This is a genomic window from Mesorhizobium sp. M7A.F.Ca.US.014.04.1.1, from assembly GCF_003998745.1.
In the GTDB taxonomy this organism is placed as follows: Bacteria; Pseudomonadota; Alphaproteobacteria; order Rhizobiales; family Rhizobiaceae; genus Mesorhizobium; species Mesorhizobium ciceri.
In genome coordinates this window covers 1-3,006 of the sequence record NZ_RZRW01000649.1, presented here as the reverse complement: position 1 = coordinate 3,006, position 3,006 = coordinate 1, and the positions used below count along the sequence as shown (strand labels likewise).

Genomic DNA, 3,006 nt, shown 5'->3' with positions numbered 1-3,006 from the left:
GCATGACCCTTGCCGGCGATAACGCTGGCCGAGCGCGAAAAACGCGAGCCGACATAGTGGCCGAGGAAGCCGTGCGAGGTGGCCAGCACCAGGCCGCCCAGCCCGGCACCGGCGCTGGCGCCGGCCGAATTGGTCACGCCCTTGACGGCAAGCGCTGCCGCTTCCGCCGCCAATGCGGCTTCCTTCAACTGGTCTGCCGACACTTCGGTGGCGTCGAACAGGTCGAGATCGCGCGTCTGTTTGGCGAGCAATGCCGGATCGGCCAGCCCTTGATAGGGATCCTGCGGCGACACTTTCGCCATCGCCACGGCGCGCTCGGCCAGCGGTTTCGGGTCGGACGCCGCTGTCGCCGAGACACTCGCCACGCGGCCGCCGACGAAAACGCGCAGCGCCACATCCTCGCTTTCGGAAGCTTCGGTAGCCTCGACCTTGCCGAGACGCACCGACACACCGGTCGAGCGGCCGCGCACGGCCACCGCGTCGGCGGCATCGGCGCCGGCCTTTTTGGCAGCCTCGACCAGGGCCGCGACGCGGTCGGTCAATTTTGCTGCGTCTGATATGTCGGTCATGCCTGAAATCCTGCTGGTGCGGCCGGTGTGCGGCCGTTGCCCACCCATCTATTGTTCCGGTCCGGCTTGTGCAATGGCATAGGCTTCAATCAAAATGCAGGGCGGACGGTTCAAACCGCGAACCCTGTGACGCAAAATCGGTTCGCAGCCTGCACGGAGCATTTCGATGACGCCTTTCCATCTCGCCTTCCCGGTCCGTGATCTCGATGAAACCCGCGTTTTCTATGGCGAGGTGCTGGGCTGCGCGATCGGCCGCTCGTCAGCGACCTGGGTCGACTTCGACCTCTACGGTCACCAGATGTCGGCGCATCTGCGGCCGCAGGCCGCACAGGCCCCCAGCGACGGCAAGGTCGACGGCATTGTCGTGCCGATCCCGCATTTCGGCGCGGTGCTCTTGATGGACGACTGGCAGCGCCTGGCGACACGGCTGGAGGCGCGCGACGACATCGACTGGCTGGAACGGCCGATGGTCCGCTTCAAGGGCGAGCCCGGCGAACAGGCAACGCTGTTCATCCGCGACCCCTCGGGCAATGCCTTGGAATTCAAGGGCTTTCGCTCGCTGGAGCAGGTTTTCGCGCACTAGCTCAGATCGAGGGCATCCATCGATCAACGGCCGAAACGGCCCGCCGCGAAAGGTGCGAGCCGAGCCGGATCGCCGCGTCCGCCGATCAAGTCGGCGACCAGCCGCGCGGTGATCGGAGCCAGCGTCAGGCCGAGATGGCCGTGCCCGAAAGCATGAATTACGCGGGAGCTGCCGCGCGAAGCGCCGATGACCGGCCTGGAATCCGGCAGGGACGGCCGGAAGCCGAGCCATTGCGAGGCAGGCGAGCCGAGCCTGGGAAAAATTTGCCTGGCGCCACGGTCAAGCAGCGCCAGCCGGCGCGGATTTGGCGGCGCGACCAGGCCGCCGAGTTCGACGGTGCCGGCGACCCGCAAGCGGCCAGCCATCGGCGTCAGGTAGAAACCAAGATCGACGGGACAGACAGGTCGGTTGAGCAGCGGCGCGTCGGTCTGGAATTCCAGATGATAGCCGCGCTCGGTCTCGAGCGGAATCCTGTCGCCGGCCTGCGCGGCCAGTGCGCGCGACCGTGCACCGGCGGCGATCACCACCGTGCCAGCCTTGATGCGAACGCCGGGTCCGCTGAGCTGCACACCGTCAGCCTCGACCTGCAGCCCGGTGATCTCTGCCTGCTTCACCGATGCACCACGGGCACTCACCGCGCCCAGCAACCGCCGCATCACCATTGCCGGATCGGTGACATTGATCGAGTCGGGAAAATACACGCCATGCGCTGCTGTCGCCGGCAGGCCCGGCTCAAGCGCCGCCACCTCTTCGGGAGTCAGGACCTCTTGGTGGATGCCAAACCCAGCGCGCATTGCCCGGCCGCCGGCGCCAGCGGCAAAATCGCTCAAGCGGCGATAGAGGTAAAGACAGCCATTGCGGCGCATCTGGTCCTCCAGCCCGGCCTCCCCGACCATGTCTTCCCAGGCTGGAAGGGCGTCGGCCAGCAGTCCGGCGAGCGCCAGTGCATTGGCCCGGGTGGCCGCCGGCAGCGATTGCCGCATGAACCGAACGAGCCATGGCGCCAGCTGCAGCAGCGCCGGCCAGCGCAGCGAAAACGGGCTGTCGGGATCAAGCAGCAGCTTTGGCAATGCCCGCAGCACCGCAGGAGTGCCGACCGGCATGCAGGCATATTCGGCGATCGTTCCGGCATTGCCGAACGACGCGCCGGAGCCCGGCTCGTTCGGATCGATGAGCAGGACTTCGCGGCCGTCCGCGACAAGGCGAAGTGCCGTCGCCAGCCCGACAACTCCGGCGCCGACAATGGCGATTTCGACCGTTTCAGAAGCAGCCACTGTAGATCTTCCCGATTGACCTTGAAATCCAGTACCGATCATGTGGTCTCTTGGTTCGGGGTCACGGTCCAGTCTTGATCCCTGGAATCGAATAGGCCAGATCTTTCCGCCCTCAGGCGACAGGCGTCCAGATCACGTCCTCGATTTTTTGCGCGCCGGTCGCCAGCATCGCCAGCCGGTCGAAGCCGAGTGCGATGCCGCTGGCCGGCGGCATGATGGCAAGGGCTGAGAGAAAATCCTCGTCCAGCGGATAGCGCTCGCCATAGACGCGCTGCTTCTCGTCCATCTCGATAACAAAGCGCCGGCGCTGCTCGTCGGCGTCGGTCAGTTCGCCAAAGCCGTTGGCGAGTTCGACGCCGCAGCAATAGAGCTCGAAACGCTCGGCGACGCGCGGGTCGCGCTGGCTCGGCCGCGCCAGTGCCGCCTCGGCGACGGGATATTCGCACAGGATGGTCGCGCGGCCCTGCCCGAGCAACGGCTCGATTTTTTCCACCATCACCCGGCTGAACAGATCGGCCCAGCTGTCGTCGGGCGCGGTGCGCAGGCCGGCATAGGTCAAGGCGGCGTGCAGCGCGCCGCG

The 3,006-nt window shown here is 66.4% G+C and carries 4 protein-coding genes; 1 reads left to right on the top strand and 3 read right to left on the bottom strand.

The window, feature by feature from the left end; all coding sequences use genetic code 11:
• Window positions 1–569, bottom strand: a 569-nt coding sequence (locus tag EOA22_RS29290; RefSeq protein ID WP_281040793.1) for a DNA gyrase modulator, incomplete at its 3' end; no start/stop codon positions are given.
• A 166-nt stretch (window positions 570–735) separates the two neighbouring features.
• Here EOA22_RS29290 and EOA22_RS29285 point away from each other — a divergent pair.
• Window positions 736–1,152: a VOC family protein gene (locus tag EOA22_RS29285; protein ID WP_013532348.1), complete on the top strand. Its 417-nt coding sequence runs from the start codon at window positions 736–738 to the stop codon at window positions 1,150–1,152.
• A 23-nt stretch (window positions 1,153–1,175) separates the two neighbouring features.
• Here the strand turns inward: EOA22_RS29285 and EOA22_RS29280 are convergent, their stop codons facing one another.
• Together EOA22_RS29280 and EOA22_RS29275 are read right to left on the bottom strand one after the other, a co-directional pair.
• A complete protein-coding gene (locus EOA22_RS29280) occupies window positions 1,176–2,426 on the bottom strand; it encodes an FAD-dependent oxidoreductase (RefSeq protein ID WP_082826431.1) in 1,251 nt (416 codons plus the stop codon).
• 112 nt (window positions 2,427–2,538) lie between these two features.
• Window positions 2,539–3,006 (bottom strand): amino acid--tRNA ligase-related protein (locus EOA22_RS29275; RefSeq protein WP_348629510.1); only part of this gene is annotated, 468 nt, incomplete at its 5' end.

Coding starts and splice junctions, on each gene's coding strand:
- EOA22_RS29285 (WP_013532348.1), top strand. CDS start 736: ATGACGCCTTTCCATCTCGCCTTCCCGGTCCGTGATCTCGATGAAACC.